Annotated in this window: 15 protein-coding genes; 8 read left to right on the top strand and 7 right to left on the bottom strand. The window is 58.8% G+C overall.

The window, feature by feature from the left end; all coding sequences use genetic code 11:
- Nucleotides 1-94: 94 nt before the first annotated feature.
- From AB1462_RS06220 to acs, 6 genes are all read right to left on the bottom strand, one after another.
- Nucleotides 95-859, bottom strand: a complete 765-nt coding sequence (locus AB1462_RS06220) for an ABC transporter ATP-binding protein (RefSeq protein ID WP_003214336.1) — start codon at nt 857-859, stop codon at nt 95-97.
- Between the two features lie 27 nt (nt 860-886).
- Nucleotides 887-1999 carry a succinylglutamate desuccinylase/aspartoacylase family protein gene (locus tag AB1462_RS06215; RefSeq protein WP_090400458.1) on the bottom strand — a complete coding sequence of 371 codons (1113 nt, stop codon included), beginning with the start codon at nt 1997-1999 and terminating at the stop codon, nt 887-889.
- 1 nt (nt 2000) lies between these two features.
- A complete protein-coding gene (locus AB1462_RS06210; protein WP_090400459.1) occupies nt 2001-2699 on the bottom strand; it encodes an ABC transporter permease in 699 nt (232 codons plus the stop codon).
- Entirely contained in the window at nt 2696-3385 is a 690-nt protein-coding gene (locus tag AB1462_RS06205; RefSeq protein ID WP_010208305.1) for an ABC transporter permease, read from the bottom strand. Before AB1462_RS06205 ends, AB1462_RS06210 begins: the two co-directional genes overlap by 4 nt.
- A gap of 91 nt (nt 3386-3476) precedes the next feature.
- Nucleotides 3477-4262 (bottom strand): ABC transporter substrate-binding protein, encoded by a 786-nt coding sequence (locus AB1462_RS06200; protein ID WP_090400460.1) that lies wholly within the window; start codon nt 4260-4262, stop codon nt 3477-3479.
- 652 nt (nt 4263-4914) lie between these two features.
- Nucleotides 4915-6870, bottom strand: coding sequence for an acetate--CoA ligase (gene acs / locus AB1462_RS06195; RefSeq protein ID WP_090400461.1), 1956 nt, complete (start codon nt 6868-6870; stop codon nt 4915-4917).
- 411 nt (nt 6871-7281) lie between these two features.
- Between acs and AB1462_RS06190 the strand changes: the two genes are divergently transcribed.
- The 5 genes from AB1462_RS06190 (at nt 7282) to AB1462_RS06170 (ending at nt 11813) form a co-directional block, all read left to right on the top strand.
- Entirely contained in the window at nt 7282-7551 is a 270-nt protein-coding gene (locus AB1462_RS06190; protein ID WP_027607759.1) for a DUF2790 domain-containing protein, read from the top strand.
- A 580-nt stretch (nt 7552-8131) separates the two neighbouring features.
- Complete coding sequence (locus tag AB1462_RS06185; protein ID WP_024077017.1) at nt 8132-9382, top strand: ribonucleotide-diphosphate reductase subunit beta; 1251 nt, start codon at nt 8132-8134, stop codon at nt 9380-9382.
- A 318-nt stretch (nt 9383-9700) separates the two neighbouring features.
- Nucleotides 9701-10279 carry a Bro-N domain-containing protein gene (locus tag AB1462_RS06180; protein ID WP_367246372.1) on the top strand — a complete coding sequence of 193 codons (579 nt, stop codon included), beginning with the start codon at nt 9701-9703 and terminating at the stop codon, nt 10277-10279.
- Nucleotides 10280-10378: 99 nt separating this feature from the next.
- The gene (locus AB1462_RS06175; protein ID WP_367246371.1) at nt 10379-11092 is read left to right on the top strand and encodes an HNH endonuclease; all 714 of its coding nucleotides are present in this window, start codon (nt 10379-10381) and stop codon (nt 11090-11092) included.
- A gap of 73 nt (nt 11093-11165) precedes the next feature.
- Nucleotides 11166-11813, top strand: coding sequence for an HAD-IB family hydrolase (locus tag AB1462_RS06170; protein WP_367246370.1), 648 nt, complete (start codon nt 11166-11168; stop codon nt 11811-11813).
- A gap of 114 nt (nt 11814-11927) precedes the next feature.
- Here the strand turns inward: AB1462_RS06170 and AB1462_RS06165 are convergent, their stop codons facing one another.
- Nucleotides 11928-12887 (bottom strand): LysR family transcriptional regulator, encoded by a 960-nt coding sequence (locus AB1462_RS06165; protein ID WP_259191328.1) that lies wholly within the window; start codon nt 12885-12887, stop codon nt 11928-11930.
- Between the two features lie 193 nt (nt 12888-13080).
- Between AB1462_RS06165 and argH the strand changes: the two genes are divergently transcribed.
- The 3 genes from argH to AB1462_RS06150 all read left to right on the top strand — a co-directional run bounded on the left by argH (nt 13081) and on the right by AB1462_RS06150 (nt 16282).
- Complete coding sequence (gene argH / locus AB1462_RS06160; protein ID WP_367246368.1) at nt 13081-14508, top strand: argininosuccinate lyase; 1428 nt, start codon at nt 13081-13083, stop codon at nt 14506-14508.
- A 106-nt stretch (nt 14509-14614) separates the two neighbouring features.
- The gene (locus AB1462_RS06155; RefSeq protein ID WP_025859372.1) at nt 14615-15493 is read left to right on the top strand and encodes an amino acid ABC transporter permease; all 879 of its coding nucleotides are present in this window, start codon (nt 14615-14617) and stop codon (nt 15491-15493) included.
- Between the two features lie 24 nt (nt 15494-15517).
- Entirely contained in the window at nt 15518-16282 is a 765-nt protein-coding gene (locus tag AB1462_RS06150; RefSeq protein WP_034108897.1) for an amino acid ABC transporter ATP-binding protein, read from the top strand.
- The last annotated feature ends 18 nt before the right edge of the window (nt 16283-16300 follow it).

Raw genomic sequence — 16300 nt, 5'->3', positions numbered from 1 at the left:
GTGGGAGGGGGCTTGCCCCCGATGACTGTGTGTCAGCCAGTACATGTGGATCTGATACACCGCAATCGGGGGCAAGCCCCCTCCCACAGGGAAACTATTTCAAGCTGCCGGACAGGAACTGCTGCAACCGCTCGGACTGCGGGTTGACCAGCACTTCACGCGGGTTGCCACGCTCTTCCACGATGCCTTTGTGCAGAAACACCAACTGGTTCGACACTTCACGGGCAAAGCCCATTTCGTGGGTCACCACCACCATGGTACGGCCTTCCTGGGCCAGGTCCTGCATCACCTTGAGCACTTCGCCCACCAACTCGGGGTCGAGGGCCGAGGTGGGTTCGTCGAACAGCATCACCTCCGGTTCCATCGCCAAGGCACGGGCAATCGCCACACGCTGCTGCTCGCCACCGGACATATGGCCGGGGAATGCATCCTTACGGTGGCCCACGCCGACTTTGGCCAAGTAGTGCTCGGCCTTTTCACGGGCGTCTTTTTTCGACATGCCCAGCACGTGCACCGGGGCTTCCATCACGTTTTCCAACGCGGTCATGTGCGACCACAGGTTGAAATGCTGGAACACCATCGACAGGCGCGAGCGCATGCGTTGCAGCTGTTTAGGGTCGGCGGCCTTCATGGCGCCGTCCTTGTTGGCCACCAGTTTCAGCTCTTCGTTATTGAGCAGGATCTTGCCGGCGTGGGGTTGCTCCAGCAGGTTGATGCAGCGCAAAAAGGTACTTTTGCCCGAACCACTGGAACCAATGATGCTGATCACATCACCGGCCGCGGCGGCCAGGGACACGCCTTTGAGCACTTCATGACTGCCATAGCGTTTATGCAGGTCTTGGACTTCAAGTTTGTACATGCGGTCGGTTCTCACAAAAACAGGTGGTCAGTCGTTGAGCAAGCGCCCGTGACGCAGCGCTTCGCGCCCCGCCACCTTGGCCAGCCAGAAACCCGCTTGGGCATAACGTAGCCGTTCAACGGCAAACAACACCCCCGAGGTGCCCGCGCACATCGTGCTCACGCGGTCTTCCAGGGGGTCAATCACTTCAAAAATCGGCTCGCCCTTCTCGATCCAGTCCCCGGCTTTACGCAGGTAACTGATCACCCCGGCGTGGGGCGCGAACAGTAATTCGGTGCCTTCGAAGGGCACGCCTTCGCACGGTTCGTATTGCGGCGCCGGCCATTGCCCCTTGATCAGGCCTTGTTCGGCGAGAAACGCGAGGATGCCTTCGGCGTGGAAGATCGCTTCGTCACGGCCGGTGTCGGCTTGACCGCCCAACTCCAGCGTCGTCGCCAGGCAGGCCAGTGGGATCTGCGCGTCGGGGAACGCGCGGGACAGACGCAGCCACGGCAACGAGCAAGCTTCATCAAACGAGCTGCCGCCGGAGTCTTCCGCGAGCAAACCGACTTTCACATTCAAGTGCGCCGACAACGAACGCCACTGCGGCCAGTGCTGGGGCAGTGCGTACATGTGCAGCGCAGCTTCGGCGTCGCAGTGCAGGTCGAGGACGATGTCGGCGCTGCACGCATGGCTCAGCAGGATGCGCTGCATGCCTTGCAACTGGCTGCTCGGCTCGGGCAATGCGTTAAGCACATCGGTCATCGCCTGGCGAATCATGCGCACGTTGGCGTGAGGGTCATCCCCCAGCTTGCCTGTGAGCAACTCGGCCACCGGCTCGCTCAACTCAACGAAATCGCGGTTGAAATTCTTGCCGCTGCCCACTTCGAAACGGCCCTGGTGACTGCCTTGCAGCAACTGCCCCAGGCCCATCGGGTTGGCCACTGGCACCAGCTCGATCACGCCGTTGAGGGCACCTTGCGCTTCAAGTTCGGCGAGGCGTTTTTTCAGCTCCCACGCGGCGCGCATGCCGGGCAATTCATCGGCGTGCAGGCTGGCCTGGATATAGGCCTTGCGCTCGCCGCTGCCGAAACGGAACACGCTCAGTTGGCGCTCGCAACCGAGGTGGCCCCAGGGCAACAGGTGATCGATACGTTCCATATCAATGCTTCCGTGGAGCCAGGTAGCTCAGCCAGCGGCGCTCGGCCAACTTGAACAGGCGCACCAGGATAAAGGTCAGGCACAGGTAGAACAGGCCGGCGGTGATGTAGGCCTCGAACGGCAGGTAGAACTGCGCGTTCACCGTGCGCGCGGCACCGGTGATGTCGATCAGGGTGACGATGGAAGCCAGGCTGGTGGTCTGCAGCATCATGATCACTTCGTTGCTGTACTGCGGCAGCGCACGGCGCAGGGCCGACGGCAGCAGGATGCGGCGGTACAGCTTGTAGCGCGACATGCCCATGGCCTTGGCCGCTTCGATCTCGCCATTGGGGGTGGCCTTGAGGCTACCGGCAATGATCTCGGCGGTGTAGGCGCTGGTGTTGATCGCAAAGGCCAGGCACGCGCAGAAGGTCGCGCTGGACAACAGCGGCCACAGGAAGCTCTCGCGCACCGCTTCGAATTGCGCCAGGCCGTAGTAGATCAGGAACAGCTGCACCAGCATCGGCGTGCCGCGGATCACGTAGGTGTAGAGCCAGGCCGCGCCGTTGACGACCGGTTGCTTGGACACACGCATCAAGCCCAGGGGCAACGCGGCGAGCAGGCCGAAGAACAGCGAGATGGCGAGCAGTTTCAGGGTGGTCAGCAGGCCGCCAAGGTACAGCGGCATGGCCTCCCAGATGACGTTGTAGTCGAAGATCATAGATCAGCCGCCCTTACGCCTACCGAGTAGCGCTTCTCAAGATGACGCAGGGCCAGCAACGACACACTGGTGATCACCAGGTACATCGCCGCCACTGCGAGGAAGAAGGTAAAAGGCTCGCGGGTGGCGTCTGCCGCCTGCTTGGCCTTGAACATCATGTCTTGCAGGCCCACCACCGAGATCAGCGCGGTGGCCTTGGTGAGTACCAGCCAGTTGTTGGTAAACCCAGGGATCGCCAGCCGGATCATCTGCGGCACCATCACCCGGAAAAACACCTGGAAACTGCTCATGCCATACGCAAGGCCGGCTTCGGCCTGGCCCTTGGGGATGGCCATGAAGGCGCCGCGGAAGGTTTCCGACAGGTAGGCGCCAAAGATGAAACCCAGGGTGCCGATACCGGCGGCCAAGGGGTTCAAGTCGATATAGTCGTCATAGCCGAGCATCGGCGCGACGCGGTTAAGCAGGTCCTGACCACCGTAGAAAATCAGCAGGATCAGCACCAGGTCGGGGATCCCGCGGATCACCGTGGAGTACAAGTCACCCAGCCAGGCCAACCAGCGCACCGGCGACAGGCGCAACGCGACCCCGATCAGACCCAGAACAATGGCCAAGGCCATGGACGACAAGGCGAGCTGAAGCGTCAACCATGCGCCATCGAGGATGACGGCCCCGTAGCCTTTCAACATGATTCAGGTCCTCGAAAAGGGGGATGAAAAAATGGCGCAAACCGCAGGAATTCTGTTGCTTGCGCCATTTCGGACAGTCAGCCAGGACGATTTACTTGGCTTCAGGGCCGTAAATATCGAAGTTGAAGTACTTTTTCTCGATTTCTTTGTACTTGCCATTGGCACGGATCGCGGCGATGGCAGCGTTGATACGCTCCAGGTTTTCCTTGTCGCCTTTGCGCACGGCGATGCCTATGCCGTCGCCGAAGTACTTGGCGTCGGTGAACGCCGGGCCGGTGAACGCATAGCCTTTACCGGCTGGCGTATCGAGGAAACCTTCCTGCAACAGGGTGGCGTCGGCCACGGTACCGTCGAGGCGACCGGCTTCCACGTCCAGGTAGATTTCGTTCTGCGAGCTGTAAGGCACAACGGTGGCGCCTTTAGGTGCCAGGACTTCCTTGGCGAAACGATCGTGGATCGAGCCGCGCTGCACGCCGATCTTCTTGCCTTTGAGTTCATCCAGGCTGTCGCTGACCGCAGTGCCTTCCTTCAACACCAGGCGCGCTGGGGTCAGGTAGTAGCGGTTGGTGAAGTCCACGGACTTCTTGCGGTCTTCGGTGATAGACATGGACGACAGGATCGCGTCGATCTTGCGCACTTTGAGCGCCGGGATCAGGCCGTCGAACTCTTGCTCGACCCAGGTGCACTTGACCTTCATCTCTTCGCACAGGGCGTTGCCGATGTCGTAGTCAAACCCGACGATGCTGCCATCCGGCGCCTTCGAGGCAAACGGAGGGTAAGCCGCTTCGATACCAATTTTCAGAGGCTTGCCTTCAGCGAAAGCCTGCATGGACAGCACGGACAGCGCCAGGGCGCCCAACAGCACGAGTTTCTTCATCTTGGGACTCCATCGGTATAGGGCAAAACAGCAGTATGAGCCATGGCCCACGATGCGACTGAGTGAAACCGAATAGCGGTGCTGCGTCCTACGCGGGCTATACACCTGCGACGACGAGCGAGTGATCGGCATTCTAACGACAGGCCGGAAGCCGATATTTCCTCAATGCGACAACAATTTACAGAAGCACTGAGAAAGCGGTTCCAACACATTGACAGCCTCTGAATTTTATGCAGAGACAAAAGATATTAAACCTGTTGATGCTGCAAATTGCGGGCCTATTATTCGCAAACCCTTCTAGCACGGCAAGTGTGGCGTTTAATCTTATTACCGGGGGTGTCTAAAGCGCGGTTTTTCGGGGCGTGAGCGTAGCGCTTTGCCTCATGTTCGGGCGATGGGTTACACATTTGCGCCGCTCGGTAACATTCAGAAACCTCCCACGCGATAAACCGATATTTATTTGACTGGTGGAGGTTCAAATGTGGGAGAGGGCTTGCTCCCGATAGCGGTGTTTCAGCCATAGATGAGTTGACTGACCCACTGCTATCGGGGGCAAGCCCCCCTCACACATTGGATCTCCACCGGCTTCAAGCGAACACAAAAAAGCCCCACCCGGCTTACACCGAATGGGGCTTTGTCTGACCAGCCCGCCTTACGCGACGTTCATGGTCTTGTGGGTCTCAATCAAATGCGCCACTACCCCTGGGTCGGCCAGGGTGGAAATATCGCCCAAGCCGTCGTACTCGGCCGTGGCAATCTTGCGCAGGATCCGACGCATGATTTTCCCCGAGCGCGTCTTCGGCAAGCCCGGTGCCCACTGGATCACGTCCGGCGAGGCAATCGGCCCGATTTCCTTGCGCACCCAGTTCTTCAGCTCCAGGCGCAGGGCTTCGGTGGGTTCTTCGCCATTCTTCAGGGTCACGTACACATAGATGCCCTGGCCCTTGATGTCGTGCGGCACACCCACCACCGCCGCTTCGGCGACTTTAGGGTGGGCAACCATGGCGCTTTCGATCTCGGCGGTGCCCATGCGGTGGCCGGATACGTTCAACACGTCATCCACACGGCCGGTGATCCACCAGTAGCCATCTTCATCGCGACGGGCGCCGTCACCGGTGAAGTACATGCCACGGAAGGTCTTGAAGTACGTGTCGACAAAACGGTCATGGTCGCCGTACAGGGTACGCGCCTGGCCTGGCCACGAGTCGAGAATCACCAGGTTGCCTTCGGCGGCGCCTTCGATGATGTTGCCCAGGTTGTCCACCAGCGCCGGCACCACGCCGAAGAACGGCCGTGCGGCAGAACCCGGCTTGAGTGCATGGGCGCCCGGCAGCGGGCTCATCAGGGTGGCGCCGGTTTCGGTCTGCCACCAGGTGTCGACGATCGGGCAGCGGGATTGGCCGACGTTCTTGTAGTACCAGTCCCACGCTTCCGGGTTGATCGGTTCACCCACCGAACCCAACAGGCGCAGGCTGCTGCCATCGACGCCTTCGCAGGCGGCGGTGCCGGAAGCCATCATCGCGCGGATCGCGGTCGGGGCGGTGTAGAGGATATTGACCTTGTGCTTGTCGACGATCTTGCCCACCCGGGTGATGTCCGGGTAGTTCGGCACGCCTTCGAACAGCAAGGTGGTCGCGCCATTGGCCAGCGGGCCGTAGACAATATACGTGTGGCCGGTGACCCAGCCGACGTCGGCAGTGCACCAGTAGACTTCGCCCGGGCGGTAGTCGAATACGCGCTCGTGGGTCAGGGCTGCGTACAACAGGTAGCCGCCGGTGGTGTGCTGCACGCCTTTAGGCTTGCCAGTGGAACCGGAGGTGTAGAGGATGAACAGCGCTTCTTCAGCGCCCATCTCTTTTGGCGCACACACGGTGCCCGCCACTTTCATCAGGTCTTCGTACCAAATGTCGCGATGCGGGTTCCATTTGATCTGGCCATTAGTGCGCTTGCACACGATGACCTTCTGGATGCTGCTGGTTTCCGGGTTGGTCAGCGCGTCGTCGACGTTGGCCTTCAGCGGAATCTTCTTACCGGCGCGGATGCCTTCATCGGCAGTGATCACCACCTTCGACTTACAGTCGATGATGCGACCGGCCAGGGCCTCCGGCGAGAAACCGCCAAACACCACGGAATGGATCGCACCGATGCGGGTACACGCCAGCATGGCGACCACGGCTTCGGGAATCATCGGCATATAGATAGTCACCACGTCGCCGCGGTGCACATCCTGGCCACGCAGGGCGTTGGCGAACTTGCAGACTTCTTCGTGCAGCTCGCGGTAGGTGATGGTGCGGCTCTCGGCCGGGTCATCGCCCTCCCAGATGATCGCCGCCTGGTCGCCACGCTCGGCGAGGTGACGGTCCAGGCAGTTGTAGGAAACGTTCAGGGTGCCGTCGGCGAACCACTTGATGTCGACATGGTGATCGTCGAAAGAGGTCTGCTTCACCGCGGTGAAAGGCTTGACCCAGTCAAGGCGCTTGGCTTGCTCGCGCCAGAAACCATCGGGGTTGACCACCGACTGCTGGTACATGGCCTTGTAGGTTGCCTCGTCGGTCAGCGTGTTGGCTGCTACTTCGGGGCGAACGGGGTACAGGGAAGCCGCACTCATCTTTCTTACCTCGGTGACATAGTTGTTGTTGTATGGCCCAGTTGTAGCCGGGGTGGGCCTATAGAACCATTCGACGATGGTAGTAACAAGACCCTACAAAATGCCCTGCTATCCCCATTTGCCGCTCTGGCCCGCAGCCTGCGGCGCTTTGCGGGTGTGTGAAAAAACCTTTACCACGGGATTGTTACAAAAACCGCCAATAGTCTTTATCAAAAGCACGGGTATATGAATATAACCCGCAGGCCTAGAATTACTTCCGCCAACCAAGGCGCTGTGATTAACACAGCAGTGATTAACAACGTAACAGCCCCCACGAAGGCACGTTAATCCGAACTAACCAACCCTAAGTTATACACGTGGCCTCACAAAGGCCCCGTGACCCCTTTCGCCCTGAAGAAGGTAAGTTAAGAAATGAAAGCTCTCGTAGTTATGGCCCTCAGCAGCTTGTGCGCCACCGCCGCCCTGGCCGACGAGGCCCCGACCGAGCTGGCCGGCCAGAACGCCCCGATTGTTGAGGATTACACCTACAGCACCAAGCTGGACGTGGCCAAAGTATTGTCCATGAGCACTATCCCGGAAGTCTGCGAAGTTGTACCAGTGAAGATGGAATATGAAGATTCCCAGGGTCAGCGTCATATCCTTAATTACCATGTCATGGGTAATGGTTGCTCTAACGGATAACAACTTCGTTAGTTAGAACAGACCCGGATCTTATTCGCCGCAAGAAATCGTTCTTGCGGCAAAGAACCGGTCCCTGGCACGACACGCGACAAATGCGGGAGGGGGCTTGCTTCCGATAGCGGTCGTCACTCAGCCCCAGCCCTCCCTTCCGGCCCTCAAAAAGCCCTCCCCTCCCCACCACAATAAATAGCCCACCGCCCGTCAAAAAATTCCTACCCCATCAAACCCCCGCAAACCCTCACTCTGGCTCAAATAGCCGCCTTTTTGTCTCTGATCCGAGACCATCCGCCGCAACACAAAGCCGAATTTTTCCCTATAATGCGCGGGTAAATCGGGCCTGCAATATCCCTTTACACAGGGACGAAGAGCCAGACCTTGAGCCTGCGCTGGAGCATGCACCTGTCGCTCCGCCCCTCAAGCCTCACGCAGAGCACCCGTAACCCTATTCCGTTTAATGCCTGCGCTAGCTGTTGCAACAAACGATTCCTTAAGATCCACCGCGGCCCGAGGGCCGTGTGAACACCCAACCATCCGGTTTCACACGGGCACCTTTGAGCCCTCACGCAGGAGACGACACGTCATGCTGAGCTGGGACGAATTCGACAAAGAAGAAGACGGCGAAGTAGCCACCAAAGGCGCCAACGCCGGCCACGCCACCGAAGCCAACATGGACCGCCTCGACGGTGCCGGCGCCGCAGCCGCCATCGAAGCCCGCGCCGTCACCGCCAGTGACTCCGCCGCTATCGTGCGCGCCAAGGCTGCCCTCGACAAACTCGACGTCGCCGAAGGCCTCGCCGAGCTCGAAGGCGCCTCCGCCCGCGTCGCCGTTGACGAAAAGCGTATGATCAACTGCCGCGCCGACCTCAACCAACTCGTGCCTTTCAAGTACGACTGGGCTTGGCAGAAGTACCTCGACGGCTGCGCCAACCACTGGATGCCGCAGGAGGTCAACATGACCGCCGACATCGCCCTGTGGAAAAACCCCGAAGGCCTGACCGACGACGAGCGCCGCATCGTCATGCGCAACCTCGGCTTCTTCTCCACCGCCGACTCCCTGGTCGCCAACAACCTGGTGCTGGCCGTCTACCGCCTGATCACCAACCCGGAGTGCCGCCAGTACATCCTGCGCCAGGCCTTCGAAGAAGCGATCCACACCCACGCCTACCAGTACTGCATCGAATCGTTGGCCATGGACGAAGGCGAGATCTTCAACATGTACCACGAGATCCCATCGGTAGCTAAAAAGGCAGCCTGGGGCCTGAAATACACCCGTTCGATCTCCGATCCGAAGTTCGAAACCGGCACCGTCGACACCGACAAGGAACTGCTGCGCAACCTGGTCGCCTACTACTGCGTGCTGGAAGGCATCTTCTTCTACTGCGGCTTCACCCAGATCCTGTCCATGGGCCGCCGCAACAAAATGACCGGTGTGGCCGAGCAGTTCCAGTACATCCTGCGCGATGAATCGATGCACCTGAACTTCGGTATCGACGTGATCAACCAGATCAAAATCGAAAACCCACATTTGTGGGATGCCGAGATGAAGGAAGAAGCGACCCAGATGATTCTGCAAGGGACGCAGCTGGAGATTGAATACGCGCGGGATACCATGCCGCGCGGGGTGTTGGGGATGAATGCGGCGATGATGGAGGATTACCTCAAGTTCATCGCTAACCGTCGCCTGTCGCAGATTGGCTTGAAGGAAGAGTATCCGGGGACGACTAACCCGTTCCCTTGGATGAGCGAGATTATGGATTTGAAGAAAGAGAAGAATTTCTTTGAGACTCGTGTGATCGAGTATCAGACGGGTGGGGCGTTGAGCTGGGATTGATTCCTAAGCTAGGCAACAGTAAGAAGCCCTGACTTGTTCAGGGCTTTTTTATGCCGCCATGATCTGAATAGGAACTGTCTTACGAAAAGATCATCCACAAAATGATTGATGCGAAGCTCGATACTGATAGCTTCGTCCGCCGGTGCCTAAGAAACGCCCAACGTAGAAGCCAGCCCTGATCGAACAGCAGAAATCCGCCTGATCTTTAGGTCATGTGGGCGTAATGCTGCATTGAGGGCAACGCCTGTTGGAGTTTCTTGAATCCGCTCTCTACGTTGGGCCCTGGCCCTCCTGAAAATCACGTAGAGGTCATAGGAAATGCCTAACCAATATCAGCTCGACTTACCGGCGGCCAAGAATGCAGTAATACCTGAGCCTTCTATTGCCGTCGTTTTCACCAGACATCATCTTCCTCTACACGCCCTCCTTTTAGAAAACCAACCATGGTTCTGCGCGCGCGACCTCGGGCGCTTGATGGGTTACTGCTTGGATGATCGAACGACTCGTAAGCTTGATGACGATCAACGGCAATACCTGAAGTTGCTGTTCCACGGTCAAGCGGAAGAAATGCTGATGATCAGCGAGTCCGGTGCGTATGCACTGCTGGTCTATCACTACGCTCCAGAAAACAGGCTATTACGGAATTGGCTTACTCATGAAGTCGTCCCGACTTTGCGTGACGAGCGTCAGCCGCGAACAGTGGAGCGGCCGCTGTTGAGCATGTTGGACTGGCCAGAGATGTCGTTGAACCTGCTGCATTGGCAGGATGAAGGCTGGATTCGCCTTCGAGACATGCCCTATCTGTTGGTCAATCGAACCTACCGGAAAGAGTCGGCAAAGACTCCGTGGTGGCGCAAGGTCACTCAACCTTTCCGAATGAAGCCGCGAATCTACTAAGGCGGACGACCGCCGAATCCTACCAATGCGTAGGAAATTTCGTAGACGCAATAATGGCTACTCAGTATCGTCCGAGGGTTTTCTACCCTCGGCGGCTGTATGGATATTACGAAAGACAACACGGACTGGAGCGACGCGGAGCTGGCAGCTGCGGTCGAGGCGTACTTAAAGATGTTGGCCTGGGAAAAGAACGGCCAACCTTTCAACAAAGCGCTCGAAAACCGCCTTTTGCGCGAGGGGCCGGTGGTAGGCCGTTCAAAGGGCTCCATCGAATTCCGCATGCAAAATATCTCCACTGTGCTTGTGCGTATGGGCTGGGACCGCATCGAAGGCTATAAGCCTGCAAAGAACATAGGCACAGGCGTGGAGCAACGCATCCGCCAAGCGCTGGCCCCGCAGGGTGTATTCGAATCCGAAGACGCCGCCCAAACAGCAGACGAGCAAACGCTTATCCGCCGCGCGTCCAAACTGCAGCAGCAACCTTTCACTCAGCTACCGGACGGCATTGCCCAGCCGCAGAAGGTCTCGACCGTCAGCATCGCTTTTGTTCGCGACCCAAAGGTACGCGCCTGGGTACTGAAAGAGGCCGAGGGCATCTGCGAAGGCTGCGGCTCTAACGCGCCGTTTGAGGTCGACGGCCAGCCATTTCTTGAAGTACATCACGTCAAGCACCTGGCCCAGAAGGGTTCGGATCGCATCACCAATGCTGTAGCCTTGTGCCCCAATTGCCATCAGCGTTGTCACCGGTCGAGTGATCGGGAGGCTTTCACCGAGGGGCTTTACGCCAAGATCGGAAGATTGGCACGGGAGTAAACTCCTGAGGTCACACCTGATGCACACTCAAAAAAATACTAGATAGGACCGAGGCCAACCCGTGAACCCAGACATGCTCGAAGCCGGCCCCGTAGACGCCAAAGTACTTTCCGTCTTTGACTTCGACGGTACCCTGACCCACCACGACAGTTTCGTGCCCTTCCTCAAGTTTGCCTTTGGCACCGGCGAGTTTTATGGCCGGATGGTCAAGCTGGCCGTGCCTGGGCTGCGCTTTTTGGTGCGGCAGATCAGTCGGGATGAGTTGAAGGCGCAGTTGATCCGCACCTTTATGACCGGGGTGGAGAAGGCGTGGGTGCAGCAGAAGGCCGAGGAGTATTGCCAGCGCAATTGGGCGCGGTTAATGCGCCCGGCCGGGGTGTTGTCGGTGGAGCAGGAGTTGGGCTCGGGGGCGGTGGTGACGCTGTGTTCGGCGTCGCCGGCGTTGGTGCTGCAGCCGTTTGCCGATCGGCTTGGGATCAAGTTGATTGGCACTGAGCTTGAGGTGATCGACGGGGTGTTGACCGGCAAGCTCACCGGGAATAATTGTCGGTGTGAGAATAAGGTGCTGCGGCTCGAGGCGGTGTATGGAGACCTGGGGGAGTATCGGCTGCGGGCCTGGGGCGATACGCGTGGGGATCGGGAGTTGTTGGCGGCGGCGCAGGACGCGCATTTTCGGCATTTTCATGCGAAGAAGAAAAAGCGGGCTCGGTTGCAGCGATGATGCGGGGGCGGGGTTGGCGAGGGGACCGAGTCGATCCCATCGGAGCCTCGCTAAAGCTCGACACCTCCCACATTTGACCTTTTTCAGCCCGTTGATCTGTGTTCGGCGAGTGGTTTATGTGGTGGTTTTGAGGTCTACGCCCAGGGCAGTGGCAAAGGCTTTTACCAACGGGCTTCTCGGCGCGTTGTGGCGCAGGATCAGATTGAACGCGGTGCTCAGGTGGACGTGCTCAGGGCACAGCGCGCGCAGGCGTCCTTCCCTTACCAGCGATGCGGCGTAGTGCTCGGGCAGGAAGCCGATAAACCGGCCGGTCAGCACCAGGATGGCGACCGCTTCGACCTGGGAGGCCGAGGCGGATTGGCTGTCGTAGTTGACGAAGTTAGTCTTGTCGCGATGGATCGCATACCGATGGTTGACCACTTCATATTGGCGCAGCACCTCGGGCGTAATGTCGTTCGCGGTGAAGAGCGGATGTCCTACGGCGCAGTAGGCGTGGGCCTTTTCTTCGTACAGCGCGAAGTAGTCGAATTCTTCGCGGCGCTGATAGACCGGGACGATGCCGACAATCAAGCGCCCTTCCACCACGCCGCGTTCAACTTCGTCCAATTGCGAGGCATGCAGGCGTAATCTTATTTTTGGCGATTGGCTATGTAAGTTCCCCAACGCGGTAATCAGCGGGGAATTAACGTCGGAGACAGTATTATCAATAACTCCCACACTAAGGTCGCCGATGAGTTCGTTTTGCGCGGAACTAAGCTTGTCTCGAAAACTGTCCACAGAGGTAAATAACTCGATGGACGCCTGATACACCAACTTGCCTTCTTCGGTCAGCCCGAAGCCTTCCCGGCCCCGTGTACACAGGCGCATGCCGATACGAATCTCGAGGTCGGAGATCTGTTTGCTGATGGCCGCCAGGCCCACGTTCAGCTCATTTTGCGCAGCACTGAAGCCGCCAGCTTCGACCACGGCCATAAATACCCGCAGCAATTTGAAGTCCAAACCACTGAGTTGCAGGGGCGGTCTTGTGCCGGGTTTTGGCGGTAGGTTTCCAGAAGTGGAAAGTGGAGTTTCCATAATACGCGTTGACCTCAAGTGCCATATTCAACAGGCTTCAACCCAATCCTTGAACATAGCCAGGCGGCGATAATGAACATAAACATCCGCCCTTGGCAACCTTGAATACGGCGCGTCAGACGCCGGTTCAGTTTAGTTGAAAACCTTTTTTTACTGCCTCCGACTCTTCTAAAAACAAGCGTGAGGAATACCCATGTCCCAGCCCACCGACCGCCTTTGGGGCGCTCGTTTCAAGACCGGTCCGTCTGCTGCGTTGGCCGCATTGTCCCGTTGCCCTGAGCGCTATTTTCGCCTGACGCCCTACGACCTGGCCGGCTCCCGTGCCCACGCCCGTGAGTTGCAACGCGCCGGTTTGCTGGATGAGTCGGAGACCTTGCGTACCCTTGAGGCCCTGGACCGTATCGGTGAAGACTTCGCCGCCGGCCGCCTGCATCCAACCCTGGATGACGAGGACGTACACACCTTTATCGAACGCGTCTTGACCGAACGCCTGGGCGCATTGGGTGGCAAGCTGCGCGCCGGGCGTTCGCGTAATGATCAAACCGCCAACGATTTGCGCCTTTTCCTACGGGACCATGCGCGCACCATCACCACCGAGGTGTTGGGTTTGCAGCAGGCGTTGGTGGAACAGGCCGAGCAGCATATCGAGAGCATTTGCCCCGGTTTTACCCATTTGCAGCAGGCGCAACCCATCGTGTTCGCCCACCACTTGCTGGCTCACGCGCAGTCGATGTTGCGCGATGTACAGCGGTTGGTGGATTGGGATGCGCGCACGGCGTTGTCGCCATTGGGCGCAGCAGCAATGGCCGGTTCGGCGATTGCTCGCCAGCCTGAGCATTCGGCCAAGGAAATGGGCTACACCGGGCCGTGCGAAAACTCGATCGACGCGGTGGCCAGCCGCGACCATGTGGCGGAGTTCCTGTTTGTGGCGGGCATGCTGGGTGTGAATATTTCGCGACTGTCGGAGGAGTTTTGCCTGTGGTCGTCGCGCCAGTTTCGTTGGGTGGTATTGGACGATGCCTACGCCACCGGCAGTTCGATCATGCCGCAGAAAAAGAACCCGGACATTGCCGAACTGGCGCGGGGCAAGGCCGGGCGTTTGATCGGCAACCTGACCGGGTTGATGTCGACGCTCAAATCCTTGCCGCTGTCGTACAACCGCGATTTGAGTGAAGACAAACACAGCGTATTGGACAGCGTGGATACCTTGCTGCTGGTGCTGCCGGCCATGGCCGGGATGGTTTCGACCATGAAGGTGCAGGTGGAAGAACTGCGGCGCCAGGCGCCAATGGGCTTCACCTTGGCGACAGAAGTGGCCGACTGGCTGGCGACCCGTGGCGTGCCGTTCAAGGAGGCCCATGAGATTACCGGCGCGTTAGTACAGGCCTGTGAGCAGCATGAGATTGAGTTGTGGGAAGCCTCGCCAGCGATGTTGGCGGAGGTGGATGCGCGGCTGACGCCCGAGGTGCGCGATTGCCTGACCCTGGAAGCGGCGATTGCGGCACGCAGTGGATGGGGTGGGACAGCACCGGAGCGGGTGCGCGAGCAGATTGGGCGGTTGAAGATTGCATTGGCGGCTCAGCAGCAGTGGGCTGAGAGCTATCAGGGCTTTCGCATTTAAGCCTGTCAGAGGTGTGGTGCTGGGGCTGACGCTGTCGCGAGCAAGCCCGCTCCCACATTTGGACCGAGTACACAAGTAGTAGCGTCATCAGTTTTGGAGAAGCACCATGAACCAGACCCCGGCCGAGCGCCTGGAAATAGAGCGCAAGCTGTCCGAGAACCAGTTCGACATAACCCAGTACGAACACGTGCCGCGTCGCTATTACGGGCGGATGTTTTTCGCCACGTTGATCGTGATCGTGCTGGCGGCGCTGTTGCGCGCGTTCGCCAACGGCCAGATCGAATGGTCCTACATTGGCCAGTTCCTCACGTCTGAAGCCATCCTCTGGGGCCTGGTGAATACCATCGTCATGTCGATCCTGGCGATGGCGCTGGGCGTGGTGATCGGAGTGATCACGGCGATCATGCGCATGTCGGCTAACCCGATCCTGCGCTATGTGGCCATCACCTACACCTGGTTGTTCCGGGGTACACCGCTGATTTTGCAGTTGCTGCTGTGGTTCAACCTGGCGTTGATCTTCCCGGTGATCGCGATTCCCGGGCTGTTCAGTATCGATACCGTCGACCTGATGACGCCGTTCGTGGCCGCCCTGCTCGGCTTGAGCATCAACCAAGGCGCCTACACCGCCGAGGTGGTGCGCGCCGGCCTGTTGTCGGTGGACACCGGCCAGTACGAAGCCGCCAAGTCCATCGGCATGCCGAGCCTGCAAGCGCTGCGTAGGATCATTCTTCCGCAAGCCATGCGGGTGATCATTCCGCCTGTAGGCAATGAGTTCATCAGCATGGTGAAAATGACCAGCCTGGCCAGCGTGATCCAGTACTCGGAGCTGCTGCACAACGCGCAAAACATCTACTACGCCAACGCCCGGGTCATGGAGCTGCTGATTGTCGCCGGCATCTGGTACCTGGCGGTGGTGACTGTTCTTTCATTTGGTCAAAGCCGCCTTGAGCGTCGTTTTGCCCGCGGCGCCGGCAAGCGTTCGTAAGTCTGGGTTGAGGAGATTTGCCCCATGAGAAGCATCGTCAAGGCCGTCAACCTGAACAAGTATTACGACCAGTATCACGCGCTGCGCGACATCAATATCGAGGTCGAACAAGGCGAAGTGATGTGCATCATCGGCCCGTCCGGCTCGGGTAAAAGTACGCTGCTGCGCTGCGTCAACCAACTGGAAAAAATCGACAAGGGCGGCCTCTGGGTCGACGGCGAACTGGTGGGTTACCGCGTCGTCGGCAATAAGCTGCATGAGATGAATGAAGTGCAGATCGCCCGCCAGCGCCTGGCCACCGGCATGGTGTTCCAGCGCTTCAATTTGTTCCCGCACATGACCGTGTTGCAAAACATCATCGAGGGCCCGTGCCAGGTGCTCAAGCGTTCGCCCAAGGAAGCCATCGAGGACGCGCTGGAATTGCTCGCCCGGGTGGGCCTGGCCGACAAGCGCAATGCCTACCCGGTGGAGTTGTCCGGCGGGCAACAGCAGCGTGTGGCGATTGCCCGTGCGCTGGCAATGCGCCCCAAGCTGATGCTGTTTGACGAACCCACGTCAGCCCTCGACCCGGAGCTGGTCGGCGAAGTGCTGTCGGTGATGCGTGATTTGGCCACCACCGGCATGACCATGATCGTGGTCACCCATGAGTTGGGCTTCGCCCGCGAAGTGTCCAACCGCATGGTGTTTATGGATGCCGGCCAGATTGTGGAAGCCGGCAGCCCTGAAGAAATTCTAATAAGCCCACAAAACCCGCGTACCCAAAGCTTTATTTCTGCCGTTCGCACTTAACTAAAAAACTAACGAGAA

The sequence above is a fragment of the Pseudomonas sp. SB113 genome (assembly GCF_040754745.1).
Classification (GTDB): domain Bacteria; phylum Pseudomonadota; class Gammaproteobacteria; order Pseudomonadales; family Pseudomonadaceae; genus Aquipseudomonas; species Aquipseudomonas grimontii.
Note: the sequence above shows the minus strand (reverse complement) of the source record. Positions and strands in the feature narration are given on the sequence as shown.

What these genes read in the sequence shown, in the direction of transcription:
- AB1462_RS06220 (WP_003214336.1), bottom strand. Translation starts at nt 859, where the DNA reads ATGTACAAACTTGAAGTCCAAGACCTGCATAAACGCTATGGCAGTCAT.
- AB1462_RS06215 (WP_090400458.1), bottom strand. Translation starts at nt 1,999, where the DNA reads ATGGAACGTATCGATCACCTGTTGCCCTGGGGCCACCTCGGTTGCGAG.
- AB1462_RS06210 (WP_090400459.1), bottom strand. Translation starts at nt 2,699, where the DNA reads ATGATCTTCGACTACAACGTCATCTGGGAGGCCATGCCGCTGTACCTT.
- AB1462_RS06205 (WP_010208305.1), bottom strand. Translation starts at nt 3,385, where the DNA reads ATGTTGAAAGGCTACGGGGCCGTCATCCTCGATGGCGCATGGTTGACG.
- AB1462_RS06200 (WP_090400460.1), bottom strand. Translation starts at nt 4,262, where the DNA reads ATGAAGAAACTCGTGCTGTTGGGCGCCCTGGCGCTGTCCGTGCTGTCC.
- acs (WP_090400461.1), bottom strand. Translation starts at nt 6,870, where the DNA reads ATGAGTGCGGCTTCCCTGTACCCCGTTCGCCCCGAAGTAGCAGCCAAC.
- AB1462_RS06190 (WP_027607759.1), top strand. Translation starts at nt 7,282, where the DNA reads ATGAAAGCTCTCGTAGTTATGGCCCTCAGCAGCTTGTGCGCCACCGCC.
- AB1462_RS06185 (WP_024077017.1), top strand. Translation starts at nt 8,132, where the DNA reads ATGCTGAGCTGGGACGAATTCGACAAAGAAGAAGACGGCGAAGTAGCC.
- AB1462_RS06180 (WP_367246372.1), top strand. Translation starts at nt 9,701, where the DNA reads ATGCCTAACCAATATCAGCTCGACTTACCGGCGGCCAAGAATGCAGTA.
- AB1462_RS06175 (WP_367246371.1), top strand. Translation starts at nt 10,379, where the DNA reads ATGGATATTACGAAAGACAACACGGACTGGAGCGACGCGGAGCTGGCA.
- AB1462_RS06170 (WP_367246370.1), top strand. Translation starts at nt 11,166, where the DNA reads ATGCTCGAAGCCGGCCCCGTAGACGCCAAAGTACTTTCCGTCTTTGAC.
- AB1462_RS06165 (WP_259191328.1), bottom strand. Translation starts at nt 12,887, where the DNA reads ATGGAAACTCCACTTTCCACTTCTGGAAACCTACCGCCAAAACCCGGC.
- argH (WP_367246368.1), top strand. Translation starts at nt 13,081, where the DNA reads ATGTCCCAGCCCACCGACCGCCTTTGGGGCGCTCGTTTCAAGACCGGT.
- AB1462_RS06155 (WP_025859372.1), top strand. Translation starts at nt 14,615, where the DNA reads ATGAACCAGACCCCGGCCGAGCGCCTGGAAATAGAGCGCAAGCTGTCC.
- AB1462_RS06150 (WP_034108897.1), top strand. Translation starts at nt 15,518, where the DNA reads ATGAGAAGCATCGTCAAGGCCGTCAACCTGAACAAGTATTACGACCAG.